A 15074-nucleotide genomic window follows, 5' to 3' on the forward strand; every position below is an offset into this window, starting at 1 on the left:
TCAGAGCAGGCCAAGTTGCTCCACGGCGGGCTCTCTGTATAGCTCAGGCAGAGGCGGCAGGCCAGGCAATCGCAGCATCAGCTGAGCGTGGAATCGTTGAGCAAGCCTGGCTGCCAGCAGATTGTCGGCGGTGTGCAGGAAAATATACGGCGTGCGGCCTTCTTCGATCCACAGGGCTATTTTCTCGACCCAAGGCACCAGGAACGGATCATTGGCTTCCAGTTGCGGATGGCCGATGAAGCGCACCTGCGGGAATTGGCTGAACGCGGCCGGGCGTGGCGCAACCCTGGGCTTTTTCGATTGGGCGTGGAGCACTGACGGATCGGTCGAGGTGCAGCTGAACAGCGCACGCGGATCGAGGCAGATGCGCTCGACGCCACGATCCAGCAGCAGGCGATTGAGACGGCGCTCGGTATCACCCTTGGCGAAGAACTCGTCATGCCGCACCTCGACTGCGAGAGGTCGGTCCACTGCGTCGATAAAACCGGCCAGCTCCGACAGTCGTTGAGGTGTGAAGCTTTTAGAGAGTTGCAGCCAGACTGGGGAAACCCGCTCACCAAGAGGGCTGAGCAATTGCAGGAAGGTTTCAACGGCGGTCAGTTGTTCGCGCAGGTCGCCGCTGTGGCTGATGTCGCCGGGGAACTTGGCGGTGAAACGAAAATGTTCCGGCATGGTGTCGGCCCAGCGCTGCACGGTGGCGGCAGAGGGGCTGGCGTAAAAGGTCGTATTGCCTTCAACGGCGTTGAACACCTGGCAATATAGTTTCAGAAATTCGGCGGGTTTGGCGTCTTGCGGATACAGGTAATCGCGCCAGGCGTTTTCACTCCAGGACGGACAACCGAGGTAGTAAGGCAACAGCATCAGATGTACAGGTCGAGGCCCAGCACATCCGCATCCCAATCGACAAAACCGGCCGTGCTCAGGTAACTGGCCAGGGCCATGGATACGGTTTTGCTCATGGCGCGGTGGTAAAGCAGGTCTTGCTGACGGGCGGGGAGATTGCTCAAGCGTTGCGCACTGGCTTTGGCGGTACGGGCGGCCAGTTGCTCTTCAGTCGGAAACTCCAGCTCACCGTCGATATCGACGGACTCGTCCTCAACCACCCGGCCTTTGCGAGGCTGGCGCTTGATGGGGTAGGACTGAGAGGAAAGGCCGTCTATACGCATACGTGCAGGCTCGGTATCAGTGATGGCAGTTTAGTGGCGCACAGCCCACTTCGCAAACCGCCGAGTGATAACTAGAACACAAAAAAGCTAAAAGGTTTAAAAGCAGGGGTATAAATCGACGATTGGCTGTATTGCTTATACCGCTTTCGCGAGCAGGCTCGCTCCCACAGAGATTAGCGCAAACCCTGTGGGAGCGAGCCTGCTCGCGATTGGATCGACTCGGTCTGGGATATTAACGCGCCTTGGGTGTCGCCACCTTATCGCGCAAATAAACCGGCTGCGCCTCATCCGCCACAATCGCTTCACCCCGCTCCCAGGCAAAACGCGCCAGGGTCAGCAGGTCTTCAGCGTGAGGCAGCATGCCCGCATCCTGCCCGGTCAGACTGACCGCGATGCGCTCGGCGTAACCCCAACCGGTGCCCGCCCCGAACCAGTCACCGCTGGCATCGGCCGGCAGCGCTGCCGCTTCCGGTGGCAACACCGCTTCATTGCCGACCAGGCGCATCTCCCCCGCCGTTTCGCGGTAGCAACCCCAATACACCTCATCCATCCGCGCATCGATAGCGGCCGCGACCTGGCTCACGCCGTGTTCGCGATACGCTCGCTGCGCCAGTACCGCCAGGTTCGACACCGGCAACACCGGACGATCCAGCGCAAACGCCAGGCCTTGCACGACACCGATAGCGATCCGCACGCCGGTGAACGCGCCCGGCCCGCGACCGAAGGCAATGGCATCCACGGCTTGCAAAGTGGTCCCGGCGTCGGCCAGCAATTGCTGGATCATCGGCAACAGTTTCTGCGCATGCAGGCGCGGGATCACCTCGTAATGGCTCGTGACTTTGCCGTCATGCAGCAAGGCAACGGAGCAAGCTTCAGTCGCGGTGTCCAGGGCCAGCAAGGTACTCATCGATGTTTCCGTAAGAGAGGTCAGAAAAAAGTGCGCCAGTATAAACAACTACGGCCCGCAAGCGGGCCGTAGAAGATGAATCGGTGTTCAGCTCAGCGCTTCGAGCACCTTGCCGGTGATCGCTTCAACCGAACCGACGCCAGTAATGTGGCTGTACTTCGGCTTGCCGTCGGTAGCGGCAGACAGCTTCTGGTAGAACTCGACCAGGGGCTTGGTCTGGGAATGATAGACCGACAGGCGATGACGCACGGTTTCTTCGGTGTCGTCCTTGCGCTGCACCAGTGCTTCACCGGTGACATCGTCAAGACCTGCAGCTTTCGGCGGGTTGTAGATGGTGTGGTACACGCGACCGCTGGCCTCGTGAACACGACGCCCGGCGATACGCTGAACGATTTCTTCGTCATCGACGGCGATTTCGACCACGTGATCCAGCTCGACGCCGGCTTTCACCAGGGCTTCAGCCTGGGGAATGGTGCGCGGGAAACCGTCGAACAGGAAACCGTTGGCGCAATCGGCCTGGCTGATGCGCTCCTTGACCAGATTGATGATCAGGTCATCGGAAACCAGACCACCGCTGTCCATTACGCTCTTGGCGATCAGGCCCAGCTCGGTGCCGGCCTTGACCGCGGCACGCAGCATGTCGCCGGTGGAGATTTGCGGAATGCCGAATTTCTCGGTGATGAACTTTGCCTGAGTACCTTTACCGGCCCCGGGAGCTCCCAGCAGAATGACGCGCATCGATGTGCTCCTCAATTTTTTATAGATACAGATAACGTCAGATTCGCCTCGTGGGGCCAATCTAAAAAAAAGGATCGTGACCGCCCAAACGGCCGAAGGCTGATCAAGATACACAGCAGGCCCTGACCACACAAGCCGCCGAAAGTCGGAGAAACCCGCGCCTGACGTGACCTTTGGGACGGGGTACCCCTAGTCGCAACCCCATCATTAACTGTCGCCTGGCAGCACTTTTCAATCCTCTGCCAGCAGGCACCCGATGCCCGCATCGAGTGCCTGAACCCACGGCAAAAACCTTAGCCGGTATTTCGCAATCCGGCGGCAATCCCCGCCACAGACACCAGCAGCGCCTGCTCTACGGGACTGTCCTGCGCCACTTCCTGTTGCCGCGAGCGCGCCAATAGTTCGGCCTGCAATAGATGAAGCGGATCAAGGTAAGTGTTACGCAGGCGGATGAATTCGAGGGTGGCTGGGCTATGTGCCAGTAGCTGAGACTGACCGGTCAACCCCAGGACCACCGAGCAGGCCTGCGACAATAGGTCGCGTAAATGCGCACCCAAAGGCAGCAGATTCGGCTCGACCAGACGTTCATCGTAGGACCGGGCGATATCGCTATCGGCCTTGGCCAGGACCATTTCCAGCATATCGATGCGGGTGCGGAAGAATGGCCACTGCTCGCGCATCTGCCCCAGCAGCTCGCCTTCGCCGCGTTCCAGCGCCTTGCTCAGGGCGGCTTCCCAGCCGAGCCAGGCCGGCAACATCAGGCGGGTCTGGGTCCAGCCGAAGATCCATGGGATCGCTCGCAAGCTTTCAATGCCGCCCGCGCGGCGCTTGGCCGGACGACTGCCCAACGGCAAGCGTCCCAGCTCCTGTTCCGGCGTGGATTGGCGGAAGTACTCGACGAACTGTGGATTTTCCCGCACCACGGCGCGGTAGGCGCTGACGCCATCGGCAGCCAGTTCGTCCATCAAGTGCCGCCATTCGGGCGTCGGTGGTGGCGGCGGCAGCAAGGTCGCTTCCAGCACGGCGGCCAGGTACAGATTGAGGTTCTGCTCGGCGATGTCCGGCAGGCCGAATTTGAAACGAATCATTTCCCCCTGCTCGGTGGTGCGGAAACGCCCCGCCACCGAACCCGGCGGCTGCGACAGGATGGCCGCGTGAGCCGGGCCGCCACCGCGCCCCACCGTGCCACCGCGACCGTGGAACAGCAGCAACTCCACGTCGCGCGAGCGGCAGATGTCGACCAGACGCTCCTGTGCCCGATATTGCGCCCAGGCCGCCGCGGTGGTGCCGGCGTCCTTGGCCGAGTCGGAATAACCGATCATCACCTCCTGCGGCCCTTGCAAGCGCGCGCGATAGCCCGGCAGCAGCAACAGCTTTTCAATCACCGGGCCGGCGTTATCAAGGTCGGCGAGGGTTTCGAACAGCGGCACTACCCGCATCGGCCGTAATACGCCGGCTTCCTTGAGCAGCAGTTGCACGGCCAGCACGTCGGAAGCGGCGCCGGCCATGGAAATCACATAGGAGCCGAGTGAATCCCCGGGTGCCGAAGCGATTTCCCGGCAGGTCGCCAGCACTTCGGCGGTGTCGGCGGAGGGCTTGAAGTACGCCGGCAGCAAAGGTCGACGGTTGTTCAGCTCGCGCATCAGGAAGGCGATGCGCTCTTCCTCGCTCCAGTCTTCATAGCGACCGAGGCCCAGGTAATCGGTGATTTCGGTCATCGCCGCCGAATGCCGGGACGAGTCCTGGCGCACATCCAGGCGCACCAGGAACAGGCCGAAGGTGACCGCCCGGCGCAGGCAATCGAGTAACGGGCCGTCGGCGATCACACCCATGCCGCACTCGTGCAGCGAGTGATAGCACAACTCCAGCGGATCGAGCAGGTCGCGGTTGTTCTGCAGGACCCCGGCGGGCGCCGGCGTGGTCGCGGTCAACGACGCGTGCGCCCAGTTACGGGTGGCGCGCAGGCGTTCGCGTAGTTGTTTGAGTACCGCGCGATAAGGTTCGGCGCTGTCCCCGGCCTTGGCTCGCAGGGCATCGCTGGCTTGCTGCATCGACAGCTCGGCCGCCAGGTGATCGACATCGCGAACGTACAAATCGGCGGCCATCCAGCGCGCCAGCAGCAGCACCTCACGGGTCACAGCAGCGGTCACGTTGGGGTTGCCGTCCCGGTCGCCGCCCATCCACGAGGCAAAACGAATCGGCGCCGCCTCCAGTGGCAGGTGCAAGCCAGTGGCGGCATGCAGGGCCTGGTCAGCTTTGCGAAAATAATTGGGGATGGCTTGCCATAACGAATGCTCGATCACCGCGAAGCCCCATTTGGCCTCGTCCACCGGCGTCGGTCGGGTACGGCGGATTTCCTCGGTGTGCCAGGCTTCGGCAATCAGGCGCTGCAACTTCGCGTGGATCTGCTCGCGCTCGGCAGTGGTCAGGTCGCGATGGTCCTGGGCGGCCAGTTGCGCGGCAATTGCATCGTACTTCTGGATCAGCGTGCGGCGCGCCACTTCGGTCGGGTGTGCGGTGAGGACCAGTTCGATCTCCAGCCGCCCCAGTTGCCGGGCGAGGGATTCGGCGCCATGGCCTTCGGCAAGCAGACGGGCAAGCAGTTCCGGTAGTACCCGCGCTTCGAACGGTGCAGGTTGCGACTCTTCGCGACGGTGAATCAGCTGATATTGCTCGGCGATATTGGCCAGGTTGAGAAACTGGTTGAACGCCCGCGCTACCGGCAGCAACTCGTCTTCGCTCAATTGGTTGAGGCTGGCACTCAGTTCGGCATCCATCGAACCGCGACGGTCGGCCTTGGCGCCCTTGCGGATCTGCTCGATCTTGTCGAGAAAGCCGTCCCCGTACTGTTCACGAATGGTGTTGCCCAACAGCTCACCCAACAGGTGAACGTCCTCGCGCAAGCGTGCATCGATATCGGTCATCAGCAGTTCTCCAGCAAAAATCCGGGCGGCTAAGAGCTTCAAGAGTGCCGCTCCAGACCGGTTCTTACAAGCAAGACGACGAAGGGACTTTAAACCTTGGGCGTTATAGCTAGTCTGAAGGGTAAGCCGTACAACGGCTGCCGCCGGCCACAGCCGGCAATCACCCTGCCTGCCACGAGCAGGAGCGCATTGAGGTCACTATGAAAATCCGCGAGCTTGCCCAGCATTGGGAAGAAAACGCCAAGGGTCGCCTGACCGACACCGGCTACAAGATTCATCTGGATGTGGAGGCTGCCGCGCGGCTGGCTGCAATCGTCGATATGTACCCCAAACGGCATCCCGAAGAACTGCTTGGCGAACTGATCGGCGCCGCCCTGGAAGAACTTGAAAAAAGCTTCCCGTACGTGAAGGGCTCGACCGTCGTGGCCACCGATGAAGAAGGCGATCCGCTGTACGAAGACGTCGGCCCGACGCCACGTTTTCTCGCCTTGTCCCGTCGTCATCTGCAGGATTTGTCGACTGGTAACGACGAACAAAAACACTGATCAGCGCTTGATCCTTGTAGGAGCGAGCTTGTTCGCGAAGGTCTTGAAGGCGACGCGTTTATCCAGCACAAACACGTCATCGTTAACGTCCATCGCGAGCAAGCTCGCTCCTACATTTGCCCTTCATAAACGTGTATCCCCGATCCGAAACAGGCCGGGGATACCACCGCATACTGCCAAAGTCCCGATCCAGAGCCTTGTCCACTCGGTCAAAGTTTTTTAGGGCAACAGGCCATCTTCTCTGAACTTTTGAAAAACGCATTGGGTCACACCCAGTAACCACGCCTGGGACGGCCGTGTCAGAACACCCCGGAAATTGTCGGTTGCGGCTCCTGGCCCAGGATGGATTTTTAAGTTTTTCAGGAGTTATTCCAATGGAGTTGAAGACCATGAAGACCCGAACTGCCCAATCCCCGTCTACCCGCCTGCGCAGCCTGAAACTGGCCGCACTGGCAATCGGCAGCAGCCTGGTCCTGGCCGGTTGCGCCGGTAATCCGCCGACCGAACAATTCGCCGTGACCCAATCCGCCGTGAATGGCGCAGTCAGCGCTGGCGGTACCGAGTTCGCCGCAGTGGAAATGAAGTCCGCCCAGGACAAGCTCAAGCAAGCCGAAATCGCCATGCACGACAAAAAGTATGCCGAGGCGAAAATTCTGGCTGAACAGGCCGAGTGGGACGCTCGCGTAGCAGAACGCAAAGCCCAGGCGATGAAAGCCGAACAGGCTGTGAAGGACTCTCAGAAAGGGGTTCAGGAACTGCGTCAGGAAAGCCAGCGCACCGTGCAATAAGCGGCGCGGCACGACGTATTTTCTTACTCGACTAAAAGGACGAAACCATTATGCGTAAACAATTGATGATCCCTGCCCTGCTGGCTGCAAGTGTTGCACTGGCTGCCTGCTCCACGCCGCCTAATGCGAACCTGGAACAGGCCCGCACCAACTACAGCGGCCTGCAAACCAACCCGCAAGCCAGCAAAGTCGCGGCACTGGAAACCAAGGACGCCAGCGATTACCTGGACAAGGCCGACAAGGCCTACCTGGACAAGGAAGACCAGGCCAAGGTCGACCAGCTTGCCTATCTGACTAACCAGCGTGTTGAAGTGGCGAAGCAGACCATCGCCCTGCGCACCGCTGAAGCCAACCTGAAGAACGCTGCCGCGCAACGTGCCCAGGCCCGCCTGGATGCCCGCGACCAGCAGATCAAACAGCTGCAGGACAGCCTGAACGCCAAGCAGACCGATCGCGGCACCCTGGTGACCTTCGGTGATGTGCTGTTCGCCACCGACCGTGCCGATCTGAAATCCAGCGGTCTGGTCAATATCAACAAACTGGCACAGTTCCTCCAGGAAAACCCGGACCGCAAGGTGATTGTCGAAGGTTATACCGACAGCACCGGTACGGCTTCGCACAACCAGTCGCTGTCCGAGCGCCGCGCCGGTTCCGTGCGCACGGCCCTGGCGAAAATGGGCGTTGATCCAGCGCGCATCGTTGCCCAGGGTTATGGCAAGGAATACCCGGTTGCTGAAAACAGCAGCACCTCGGGTCGGGCGATGAACCGTCGGGTGGAAGTGACCATTTCCAACGACAACCAGCCGGTGATCCCGCGTTCGGCGGTTAGCTCGAACTAAGCGTCGCAGTAACGCAAAAGCCCCGCCTGATCTGATCAGGCGGGGCTTTTTTTGGTTATCACTTAACCCTGTGGGAGCGGGCTTGCTCGCGAAAGCGGTGTGTCAGACAACAAAGATGTCGGATTTCAAACCGCATTCGCGAGCAAGCCCGCTCCCACATTGGATCTTTAGTGAACACCGGCCGGGATTATTGCTCCAGTTTCTGCGGGGTTTCCTGCCCGATGCAGCGCACGGCTTTTTTCTTGTTGTTGACCAGCACGCCGGTCAGGCCTTTCTGTTCGGTGTCGAACATCACCAGCACGCCATCGATGCACTGGGCCACTTGCGCAGCCGGTTCCAGGGAGACTTTGTAGTCTTGGCCTGGCACGGTCTTGAGCAGGGTGAAGTCGCTGAGCAGCAGCGCATCTTCCGGTTTGGCAAAGTGCAGGTAGCCATACCACCACAGGGCACCGACGGTGCCGAGGATGCTGCAGATACCGGTGATGATCAGCGGGATGGCGTTACGTTCTTCACTCATTGCGGACTCTCTGGTGGTTCATCTTCGGAATTCGGGGCTGCCGGATAATTCGGTATCTCGCCCAGGCGGCGCAGACCATTGAAATGCTGCGGATCGTCGAGATAACGCAGCATGACCTTGCGCCAGACCGGGTCGGCGAACGTCTGCACATGCCCGCCACGGGTCAGTTGCAGCACCCGCGGCGGCGGCGCAGCTTGATACAGACGGATGCCGTTGGAAAGAGGCACGATCGGATCGTCGATGCTGTGGTAGATCAGTTTCGGCACGGCATTGAGCTGCGCCATCGAGTGGATGGCGCTGTCACCGTCCGGCACCAGCCACGACAGCGGCACCTGGAACGGCCAGAACAGCCATGAGTTGCTTAGCGCAAAACGGCCGACACTGCGGTAACTGGCGGGCACGCCGTCGAGGACGAAGGCTTTGAGTTGTTTCTGGCGTTCAGGGTGTTGCACCAGATAGTGCACGGCCATCGAACCGCCGAGGCTTTGCCCAAGGAGAATCAGCGGTTTGCCCTTCACCTCCGGGGCCTGGTCGAGCCATTTGAAGGCCGCGTCGATGTCCTGATAGATCGCCGGCAGGCTTGGCTCGCCTTCGGACAGGCCATAACCGCGATAGTCCACCAGCAGCACTTGATAGCCTTCTTTGGGCAACCACCAGCTCCCTCCCAGATGCATTGGCAGATTGCCGCCATTGCCGTGCAGGTGCAGCACCGTGCCCTTGACCTCGACGCCTTTTTTAGCTGGCAGCCACCAACCGTGCAGCTTGAGGCCGTCGGCGGTGGTCAGGGTGACGTCGCGGAATTCGAGCCTGGCCTTTTCCGGGGTGAACAGTTGGCCGGGTTCGGGGTAGAACAGCAGGGAGCTGCAACCGCTCAAGGTCAGGAGAAGGCAGATGAAGCCGAGGATTCTCATCCGATGAAACCTCGCAGAATTCGGTTGGAACGCTGTACCTGTAGGAGCGAGGCTTGCCCGCGAAGAACGATAACGCGGAGCATCTATTAAACCGTGTCATCGTTCTTCGCGGGCAAGCCTCGCTCCTACAGGGGATCTAGTCATCGTTAGAGGATGTTTGAGTAATCCGCTTCGATCCGGTCCAGGCTCAAGTGATTGAGGAAGTTGGAGAAACACATCCACGCCGACAGCGCGTTCAAGTCGCGGAACTGATCCGGCAAATACTTCGGCGGTATCACCAGGCCTTCATCCACCAACTGGCGCAAGGTCCGCATGTCCTCAAGTGTGGTCTTGCCGCAAAACAACAACGGGATCTGCTCCAGCTTGCCCTTACGCACGGCCAACTGAATGTAGTTGTAAACCATGATAAAGCCCTTGAGGTAGGACAAGTCTTTAGTGAACGGCAGACCGGTCGGCACCGAACCGCGGAACACCCGGCTGGCGTTGCCATAGCTTTCGGCCATTTCGAAGCCCTGCTCGCGGAAGAATTCGAAGATCTGCAGGAAGTCCGCGCCCTCCTCCACCATGTGAATGGCGCGGGTGCGGTTGGTCAGTTTGCGCAGGCGACTCGGGTACGAGGCGAAAGTGATGATCTCCATCAGGATCGCCAGGCCTTCCTGGGTCACCGTCGACGACGGCGGGCCTTTGGACAGGAAGGTGCAGATCGGCTGGTTCAGACCATTGAGCGTGGTGCCCACGTGCACCAGCCCTTCATGGACTTCCAGGGCGCGCACGTCACGCTCGTTGAACATCGCGTCGGTGCGAATCTTGATGTAGTCGGCGCCGGCCGCCGCATCGGCAACGATACCGTCGGACTCGAACACCCGAATGGTTTCCTCGGCCTCGCCAAACACCTTGCTCAACCGGGTTTGCAGCAAATGCACGGCGTCCTTGGCGGTGAGGATTTTCGGCTCGTCCTTCAGGTCTCCGCGTCCGTCGATGTTGTTCAGGTAATCGGAGAGCATCAGGCCCAGGTCGGACAGGGTCGGGTCTCCCGCGTGGAAGGCGTCGGACGCAGCGCCGTACAGCTCCTGGGAAATCAGGCCGAAATCCTCGGTGCCGCGCGCTTCGAGCATGCGCACGACCATGCGGTATTCCTTGCACATGCGCCTCATGATCTGGCCAACCGGGTTGAACTGCCCGAGCTGACGGGTGATGTCGCGCTCGATGTTCTGGAATTCCAGCTTCACCTTGCTGGAGTCGAAGGACAGTGGCCGGTTCAGGTAGTAATCGCGGTCCACCGCCGGCATTTCCTTGCCCTTGGCCTTGAGGAAACCCTTGCGCACGGTGTCATCCCACTTGACCGCATCAAGGACGCGAATCGGCGTCTGCGCCAGCACAATGCGATCGGACAAAATGCGTATCGACTGCTGGTAATCGTCCACCCGAAACTCCTGTAGAAAAACCGTTACTTGCTGGATTATTTGGCTTTGGCCAAGCGCTGGTACCGTGCAGCTTCCACGAACACATCGGAATTGGCCGGATCGTCGAGGTAGGCGAAAACCTGGTCCATGCTGGTGTTGATCAGCACGCCATCGCCGTCGTCGGTCTGGAAGCCTTCGCCGCTGAGGACTTTCTGCCCCAGGGCCTGGTTGATCTGCTCGAGGTCGAGGTTGTACACCACCAGTTCGTGCTTATCGTTGAGTTCGAAGCCGGCGATGATGAAATGTCCGCCGAACTGCGCCGGCACCTTCGCCGACAGATACCAGCGATTGCCATGGCGCGATATCGTGAAGGGATAGGCTTCGCGCTCCCGGGGTTTGGCCTTGAAGTAGCTGACCGCCTGATAGCGATTGCCACTGACGCGTGTCAATTCCAGGTTCATCGGTTCGCCCCAGGCGTTGGTGCTGGTCCATTTGCCGAGCAACCCTTTGGGCGCGGGGTCGCTGTTGGGCAGCGGTTCCTTGAAGGTCACCAGACAGCCACTGAGCAGCAGGAACGACAAGGCGATCACAACGACGCGCCAGGCTTTCATCCAATACTCCCTATGAACACACGCGGACCTTGACGGACCACCGGACCCTGTGGGAGCGAGCCTGCTCGCGAAGGCGGAGTGTCAGGCAACAGAGATGTTGAATGTCAGACCGTATTCGCGAGCAGGCTCGCTCCCACAGGGATTGAGCGTCCACCCTGAGGCTTACACCGACGCCAGTACCAGGTGCATATACCGCGTGAGAATACCGAGCATTTCCTCTTCGGCGGCAGGCTCGGCGTCGTTGAGCAGGCCCTGATATTCCATCCGTCCGATAATCGCCGTCAACACTTTGGCATCCTGTTGTGGCTCACGGGAACCCAACACCTCGAAAAAATGGCAAGTGCCCTGCAGCAGAATTTGCTGATGCGAGCGTACCAACTCCGCCAGGCGCGGGTTCAACAGCGCCTCCTGACGGAACGCTTGCTCGGCCATCAAGTGTTCGCGACGATTCTGCAATTGACGATGAACATAGTCGGACGTCAGCCGCGCAATGTCGTCTGCCAGTTGTGAGCGCGACTCGGGGCTGCCATCGCCATAGGCGACCATCTCCCGCAGCAAACCTTCGTTGTTGGCCCACAATTTGGCCATGAAGGCCGCGCTGCGTTCCACGTATTGAGCGAAGGTATCGGTGAGCAGGTCATCGATATCCTTGAAATAATAAGTGGTGGCCGACAGCGGCACACCGGCCTCGGCCGCCACCGCACGGTGCCGTACGGCCCGCACGCCATCGCGCACGACAATGCGCATCGCCGCATCGAGAATGTCCTGTCGACGCTGCTCGCTACCCTGCCGGCTGGCCTTGCGGCCTTGGTACTGAACACTTTCAGCGACCGCAGTGGCGATACCCGCTGCACCCTCTAGAGCCATTGCATGGTTCACGACAGGTATTCCTCTCTTACTTCAAAAGTAACCAATTGATACGTTTGTACCAGACAGGCAATAAAAAGCCGCCCATGTCAGGCGGCTTTTTAATTGAAACAATTACGCTTGCGGCCGCATGTGCGGGAACAGGATCACGTCGCGGATCGACGGGGAGTTGGTCAGCAGCATCACCAGGCGGTCGATGCCGATACCTTCACCGGCCGTTGGCGGCATGCCGTACTCCAGCGCGCGAACGAAGTCGGCGTCGTAGTGCATGGCTTCGTCGTCGCCGGCGTCCTTGTCGGCCACCTGCGCCATAAAGCGCTCGGCCTGGTCTTCCGCGTCGTTCAACTCGGAATAGGCGTTGGCGATTTCACGGCCGCCGATGAACAGTTCGAAACGGTCGGTGACGTTCGGGTTGTCGTCGTTACGGCGAGCCAGCGGCGACACTTCGAACGGGTACTGGGTGATGAAGTGCGGCTGCTCCAGCTTGTGCTCGACCAGCTCTTCGAAAATCATCACCTGCAGCTTGCCCAGACCTTCAAAGCCCAGCACCTTGGCCCCGGCCTTCTTGGCGATGGCGCGAGCCCTGTCGATGTCGTTCAAGTCGTCAGCGGTCAGCTCAGGGTTGTACTTGAGGATTGAGTCGAACACCGACAGACGCACGAACGGTTCGCCGAAATGGAACACCTTGTCGCCGTAAGGCACGTCGGTGCTGCCCAGGACCAGCTGCGCCAGTTCACGGAACAGTTCTTCGGTCAGGTCCATGTTGTCTTCGTAGTCGGCGTAAGCCTGGTAGAACTCCAACATGGTGAATTCAGGGTTGTGACGCGTCGAGACGCCTTCGTTACGGAAGTTGCGGTTGATCTCGAACACTTTCTCGAAGCCACCGACCACCAGACGCTTCAGATACAACTCCGGCGCGATACGCAGGAACATTTCCATGTCCAGCGCATTGTGGTGAGTCTCGAACGGCTTGGCTGCCGCGCCACCCGGAATGGTCTGCAGCATCGGCGTCTCGACTTCGAGGAAGTCACGCTGCATCAGGAAGCTGCGGATGTGCGCAATCACTTGCGAACGCACGCGGAACGTTTGACGCACTTCTTCGTTGACGATCAGGTCGACGTAACGCTGACGGTAGCGCTGCTCGGTGTCGGACAGGCCATGGTGCTTGTCCGGCAACGGGCGCAGGGACTTGGTCAACAGGCGCACGTTGGTCATTTCGACGTACAGGTCGCCCTTGCCGGAACGGGCCAGGGTGCCTTCGGCCGCAATGATGTCGCCCAGGTCCCAGGTTTTCACCGCGGCCAGGGTTTCTTCGGACAGGGTTTTACGGTTGACGTAAACCTGGATGCGACCGGACATGTCCTGGATCACCATGAACGAGCCACGGTTGAGCATGAGACGACCGGCAACCTTGACCGGGATTGCAGCCTCTGCCAGCTCTTCCTTGGTCTTGTCCGCGTATTGCTTCTGCAAGTCTTCGCAGTAGTTGTCGCGGCGGAAGTCGTTCGGGAAGGCATTGCCCTTGGCGCGCTCGGCAGCCAGCTTTTCCTTGCGCAGGGCGATCAGGGAGTTTTCTTCCTGTTGCAGGGCTTGCGGGTCGAGTTCTAGGTCGCTCATTTCTTTAAAAATTCCATCACAGGTTCGTTGCCCCTGCCTGGCGGCAGGGTTCACGGTCAAGTCGGGTCGCCGCATCGCTCGCTCCTACAGGGTCGTGGTGACCCTGTAGCGCGTGCCTTTACAGCCCTTGTTTCAAGCTGGCTATCAGGTACTCGTCGATGTCGCCGTCGAGCACCTTGTCGCAGTCGCTGCGTTCGATGTTGGTGCGCAAATCCTTGATCCGCGACGCGTCGAGCACGTAGGAGCGAATCTGGTGGCCCCAGCCGATATCCGACTTGGTGTCTTCCAGGGCTTGCGAGGCCGCGTTGCGTTTCTGCACTTCCTGCTCGTACAAGCGCGCCCGCAACATTTTCATCGCGGTGTCTTTGTTGGCGTGCTGGGAGCGTTCGTTCTGGCAGCTGACCACGGTGTTGGACGGTACGTGGGTGATACGTACGGCCGAGTCGGTGGTGTTTACGTGCTGACCACCGGCACCGGATGAGCGATAGGTATCGATGCGCAGGTCCGACGGGTTGATGTCGATTTCGATGTTGTCATCGATTTCCGGCGAAACGAAAACCGCCGAGAACGAGGTGTGGCGACGGTTGCCGGAGTCGAACGGACTCTTGCGCACCAGACGGTGCACGCCGATTTCGGTCCGCAGCCAGCCAAAGGCGTATTCGCCCTTGATGTGCACGGTGGCGCCCTTGATCCCGGCGACTTCACCGGCGGAGAGTTCCATGATGGTCGCGTCGAAACCGCGTTTGTCAGCCCAGCGCAGGTACATGCGCAGCAGGATGTTGGCCCAGTCCTGAGCCTCGGTACCGCCGGAGCCGGCCTGGATGTCCAGGTAGGCGTTGTTGGCGTCCATCTCACCGCTGAACATGCGACGGAATTCGAGTTTTTCCAGGGATTCGCGCAGGCGCTCGACTTCGGCGGCGACGTCATCGACGGCGGCCTGGTCTTCTTCTTCGGCGGACATCAGCAGCAGGTCTTTGGCATCGGCCAGGCCGCTGTGCATTTCGTCGAGGGTTTCGACGATCTGGGCCAGCAGCGACCGCTCGCGGCCCAGTTCCTGAGCGTACGACGGGTTGTTCCAGACAGACGGATCTTCAAGCTCGCGATTGACTTCAGTCAGACGCTCATGCTTTTGATCGTAGTCAAAGATACCCCCGAATAGTTTCGGAGCGCTCGGACAGGTCCTTGATGCTGTTAAGGATCGGGTTGATTTCCATGGCGGGCAGCACTCGTTGGCGAACTTT

General features: G+C 60.0%; 15 protein-coding genes. 3 read left to right on the forward strand and 12 right to left on the reverse strand.

Annotation, left to right across the window (positions count from 1 at the left end; genetic code table 11):
- From ACA041_RS26360 to ppc, 5 genes are all read right to left on the reverse strand, one after another.
- On the reverse strand, positions 1-861 hold the full coding sequence (locus ACA041_RS26360; RefSeq protein WP_497438504.1) for a DUF72 domain-containing protein: 861 nt from the start codon (positions 859-861) through the stop codon (positions 1-3).
- Positions 861-1166: a hypothetical protein gene (locus tag ACA041_RS26365; protein ID WP_497438505.1), complete on the reverse strand. Its 306-nt coding sequence runs from the start codon at positions 1164-1166 to the stop codon at positions 861-863. Before ACA041_RS26365 ends, ACA041_RS26360 begins: the two co-directional genes overlap by 1 nt.
- 232 nt (positions 1167-1398) lie before the next feature.
- On the reverse strand, positions 1399-2073 hold the full coding sequence (tsaB, locus tag ACA041_RS26370) for a tRNA (adenosine(37)-N6)-threonylcarbamoyltransferase complex dimerization subunit type 1 TsaB (RefSeq protein ID WP_497438506.1): 675 nt from the start codon (positions 2071-2073) through the stop codon (positions 1399-1401).
- A gap of 87 nt (positions 2074-2160) precedes the next feature.
- Positions 2161-2811 (reverse strand): adenylate kinase, encoded by a 651-nt coding sequence (gene adk / locus ACA041_RS26375; protein WP_497438507.1) that lies wholly within the window; start codon positions 2809-2811, stop codon positions 2161-2163.
- 293 nt (positions 2812-3104) lie between these two features.
- Entirely contained in the window at positions 3105-5735 is a 2631-nt protein-coding gene (gene ppc, locus ACA041_RS26380; protein WP_497438508.1) for a phosphoenolpyruvate carboxylase, read from the reverse strand.
- Between the two features lie 200 nt (positions 5736-5935).
- On the opposite strand from ppc, the gene ACA041_RS26385 reads away from it, so the two are divergent.
- The 3 genes from ACA041_RS26385 (at position 5936) to lptF (ending at position 7907) form a co-directional block, all read left to right on the forward strand.
- A complete protein-coding gene (locus tag ACA041_RS26385; RefSeq protein WP_497438509.1) occupies positions 5936-6280 on the forward strand; it encodes a pilin assembly protein in 345 nt (114 codons plus the stop codon).
- Positions 6281-6654: 374 nt separating this feature from the next.
- Positions 6655-7068, forward strand: coding sequence for a DUF4398 domain-containing protein (locus tag ACA041_RS26390; protein ID WP_497438510.1), 414 nt, complete (start codon positions 6655-6657; stop codon positions 7066-7068).
- Between the two features lie 50 nt (positions 7069-7118).
- Positions 7119-7907 (forward strand): lipotoxin F family OmpA-related lipoprotein LptF, encoded by a 789-nt coding sequence (gene lptF / locus ACA041_RS26395; protein WP_497438511.1) that lies wholly within the window; start codon positions 7119-7121, stop codon positions 7905-7907.
- A 187-nt stretch (positions 7908-8094) separates the two neighbouring features.
- On the opposite strand, the gene ACA041_RS26400 is transcribed toward lptF, so the two are convergent.
- The 7 genes from ACA041_RS26400 to prfB all read right to left on the reverse strand — a co-directional run bounded on the left by ACA041_RS26400 (position 8095) and on the right by prfB (position 15047).
- Positions 8095-8424, reverse strand: coding sequence for a PA3694 family proteiin (locus ACA041_RS26400; RefSeq protein WP_497438512.1), 330 nt, complete (start codon positions 8422-8424; stop codon positions 8095-8097).
- Positions 8421-9335 (reverse strand): alpha/beta hydrolase, encoded by a 915-nt coding sequence (locus ACA041_RS26405; RefSeq protein WP_497438513.1) that lies wholly within the window; start codon positions 9333-9335, stop codon positions 8421-8423. The genes ACA041_RS26400 and ACA041_RS26405 overlap by 4 nt, the downstream gene beginning before the upstream one ends.
- Positions 9336-9481: 146 nt before the next feature.
- Positions 9482-10759: a flavohemoglobin expression-modulating QEGLA motif protein gene (locus ACA041_RS26410; protein WP_497438514.1), complete on the reverse strand. Its 1278-nt coding sequence runs from the start codon at positions 10757-10759 to the stop codon at positions 9482-9484.
- 35 nt (positions 10760-10794) lie between these two features.
- A complete protein-coding gene (locus ACA041_RS26415) occupies positions 10795-11349 on the reverse strand; it encodes a hypothetical protein (protein ID WP_497438515.1) in 555 nt (184 codons plus the stop codon).
- 162 nt (positions 11350-11511) lie between these two features.
- Positions 11512-12216 carry a TetR/AcrR family transcriptional regulator gene (locus ACA041_RS26420; protein ID WP_497442176.1) on the reverse strand — a complete coding sequence of 235 codons (705 nt, stop codon included), beginning with the start codon at positions 12214-12216 and terminating at the stop codon, positions 11512-11514.
- A 114-nt stretch (positions 12217-12330) separates the two neighbouring features.
- On the reverse strand, positions 12331-13833 hold the full coding sequence (lysS, locus tag ACA041_RS26425; protein ID WP_497438516.1) for a lysine--tRNA ligase: 1503 nt from the start codon (positions 13831-13833) through the stop codon (positions 12331-12333).
- Positions 13834-13951: 118 nt separating this feature from the next.
- Positions 13952-15047 (reverse strand): peptide chain release factor 2 gene (prfB, locus tag ACA041_RS26430; RefSeq protein ID WP_497438517.1). Its coding sequence is split into 2 segments (ribosomal slippage): positions 13952-14974 and positions 14976-15047, totalling 1095 coding nucleotides; the frame shifts between segments, so codons are not numbered across the junction.
- Positions 15048-15074: the final 27 nt, after the last annotated feature.

Source organism: Pseudomonas sp. LBUM1676, assembly GCF_059695605.1.

Bases quoted from the DNA above. Each gene is read 5' to 3' on its own strand.
- ACA041_RS26360 (WP_497438504.1), bottom strand. From the start codon at position 861: ATGCTGTTGCCTTACTACCTCGGTTGTCCGTCCTGGAGTGAAAACGCC.
- ACA041_RS26365 (WP_497438505.1), bottom strand. From the start codon at position 1,166: ATGCGTATAGACGGCCTTTCCTCTCAGTCCTACCCCATCAAGCGCCAG.
- tsaB (WP_497438506.1), bottom strand. From the start codon at position 2,073: ATGAGTACCTTGCTGGCCCTGGACACCGCGACTGAAGCTTGCTCCGTT.
- adk (WP_497438507.1), bottom strand. From the start codon at position 2,811: ATGCGCGTCATTCTGCTGGGAGCTCCCGGGGCCGGTAAAGGTACTCAG.
- ppc (WP_497438508.1), bottom strand. From the start codon at position 5,735: ATGACCGATATCGATGCACGCTTGCGCGAGGACGTTCACCTGTTGGGT.
- ACA041_RS26385 (WP_497438509.1), top strand. From the start codon at position 5,936: ATGAAAATCCGCGAGCTTGCCCAGCATTGGGAAGAAAACGCCAAGGGT.
- ACA041_RS26390 (WP_497438510.1), top strand. From the start codon at position 6,655: ATGGAGTTGAAGACCATGAAGACCCGAACTGCCCAATCCCCGTCTACC.
- lptF (WP_497438511.1), top strand. From the start codon at position 7,119: ATGCGTAAACAATTGATGATCCCTGCCCTGCTGGCTGCAAGTGTTGCA.
- ACA041_RS26400 (WP_497438512.1), bottom strand. From the start codon at position 8,424: ATGAGTGAAGAACGTAACGCCATCCCGCTGATCATCACCGGTATCTGC.
- ACA041_RS26405 (WP_497438513.1), bottom strand. From the start codon at position 9,335: ATGAGAATCCTCGGCTTCATCTGCCTTCTCCTGACCTTGAGCGGTTGC.
- ACA041_RS26415 (WP_497438515.1), bottom strand. From the start codon at position 11,349: ATGAAAGCCTGGCGCGTCGTTGTGATCGCCTTGTCGTTCCTGCTGCTC.
- ACA041_RS26420 (WP_497442176.1), bottom strand. From the start codon at position 12,216: ATGGCTCTAGAGGGTGCAGCGGGTATCGCCACTGCGGTCGCTGAAAGT.
- lysS (WP_497438516.1), bottom strand. From the start codon at position 13,833: ATGAGCGACCTAGAACTCGACCCGCAAGCCCTGCAACAGGAAGAAAAC.